General features: G+C 76.1%; 2 protein-coding genes and 2 pseudogenes. All 4 read left to right on the top strand.

The window, feature by feature from the left end; all coding sequences use genetic code 11:
• Positions 1–658: pseudogene (locus AE652_RS21045) on the top strand (AMP-binding protein); the annotation flags it as partial.
• Positions 659–735: 77 nt separating this feature from the next.
• The gene (locus AE652_RS21040; protein WP_049653814.1) at positions 736–1011 is read left to right on the top strand and encodes an acyl carrier protein; all 276 of its coding nucleotides are present in this window, start codon (positions 736–738) and stop codon (positions 1009–1011) included.
• Positions 1008–1274: a hypothetical protein gene (locus AE652_RS21035; protein WP_074004875.1), complete on the top strand. Its 267-nt coding sequence runs from the start codon at positions 1008–1010 to the stop codon at positions 1272–1274. The genes AE652_RS21040 and AE652_RS21035 overlap by 4 nt, the downstream gene beginning before the upstream one ends.
• Before the next feature lie 50 nt (positions 1275–1324).
• A pseudogene (locus tag AE652_RS21030) lies at positions 1325–1733 on the top strand (beta-ketoacyl-[acyl-carrier-protein] synthase family protein); the annotation flags it as partial.

The following is a 1733-nucleotide window of genomic DNA, read 5'->3' as shown; positions in this document are numbered from 1 at the left end:
GGCGGCCGCCCCCCCGCCACTGCCCCGGCTGCGGCGGATGGTCGTGGCGGGCGAACTCGTCCGCCCGGGACTGCCCGCGCTGTTCACCGAACGGTACGGCGTCCCGCTCGGCACCATGTACGGCATGACCGAGACCGGGGTGATCGCCACCGACCTCTCCGGTACGCTCCACCCTGCCAAGCGGCCCGTGCACGGCATGCGACTGCGCCTGGTGAAGGGCGAGTTGCAGATCGGCACGGATTCCTCCCCGTACCCCGGACTGGACGATCCGACCCGCTGGTCCGACGGCTGGCTGCACACCCGGGACGCGGCCGAGCTGGCCGCCGACGGCCCGGTCACCGTGCTCGGCCGGCTGGACTCCCAGGTCTCGATCGGCGGCCTGAAGGTCGACCTCACCGAGGTCGAGCAGACGCTGACCGCGCTGCCCGACGTCCGCGAGGCCGTGGTGGTCTTCGACGGCGGCGCGATCGAGGCCTACCTGGCCACCGAACCCGGGACCGACCTCTCCTCCGTCCAGGACGGGCTGGCCCGCCGCCTGGCCGCCTACAAGCGGCCGCGCCGGCTCGCCCGACTGGACCGCCTCCCCCGCACCGCCACCGGAAAGCTGCTGCGCGACCCGGCCGCCCTGCGCGCGACCGCGACCGCGACCGCCGGCTGACCGCGACCGCCGGCGCGCGGGCCGCACCCGGCCGCGCCCCGACCCCTTCGCACCACCACCCCGACAAGGAGCCCACCATGCAGGACCGCATCCGCGCCTTCGTCCTGGCGGCACTCGCCGAGATGCAGTACGACGTCTCCGAGGTCACCGGGGACACCGACCTCGGCCCGGCCGGGCTGGACCTCGAATCGCTCGCCCTGGCCGACCTGTCGGTGCAGGTCGAGGACGAGTTCGGGATCAAGTTCGACCTGGACGAGATGGAGACCACCGCGCTGATGACGCTGGACGAGTTCACCGGCGACGTCGCCCGCCGGGTCGACGCCCTCGCCGCCACCTCCGGCAGCGCCGCGTGACCGGCTCCCCGCTCCCCGACGCCCTGCCGGACCGGGCCGAGGTCCTGACCATGCTGGCGGCGTTCGGGCAGCGCGCCGTCGACACCGTGCCCGAAGACCTCGGGTCGCTCGAACTCACCTGGCTCGTCGCCGAGTTCGAGCAACGGTACGGACTCCAGCTGGACCTGGACGACGACCGCTTCGGCGCGGTGCGCACCGTCGACGACGCCACCGGGCTGCTGCGCGAGGCCGTCCTCGCCGACCGCGCGGGCGCCCGGCCGTGATCCCCGGGGGCACGGGCTCCGGCCCACCAGGCCGGGCGGCCGACCGCCCGGTGGTCACCGGTGTCGGGGTGCTCAGCGCCGCCGGGCGCGGGCTCGCCGCGCTCACCGAGGCCGCCACCCACGGCAAGGCCCTGTCCGGCCCGGTCACCCGCTTCGACGTGAGCGCCCGCCGCACCACCCGGGCCGCGCTGTTCCCCGACACCGTGCCCCTGGCCTGCACCTTCCCCCTGGCCAGGGCCGTGCTCGACGCGATCGGCCAGGCCTGCGGGCAGGCCGGGCTGACCGCCGCCGAGGGCGCCGGACTGCCCGTCCTGCTCGCCCTGCACAGCGACGAGCGCACCCGGGCGACCGCCGACGCGGTGGCCGCCGGGGTCCGTTCCGGGTGGGGCGCGCCGGGTGTCACCCGGGTGTACAACGGCGCCTGCGTGGCCGCCTCGACCGCCGTCGCCGACGCGGCGG

Origin of the sequence: Kitasatospora sp. MY 5-36 (assembly GCF_001182915.1) — a bacterium.
GTDB lineage: Bacteria > Actinomycetota > Actinomycetes > Streptomycetales > Streptomycetaceae > Kitasatospora.
The sequence above is the reverse complement of the archived record's forward strand: the minus strand, read 5'-3'. Positions and strand labels throughout refer to the sequence as shown.

Coding starts and splice junctions, on each gene's coding strand:
- AE652_RS21040 (WP_049653814.1), top strand. CDS start 736: ATGCAGGACCGCATCCGCGCCTTCGTCCTGGCGGCACTCGCCGAGATG.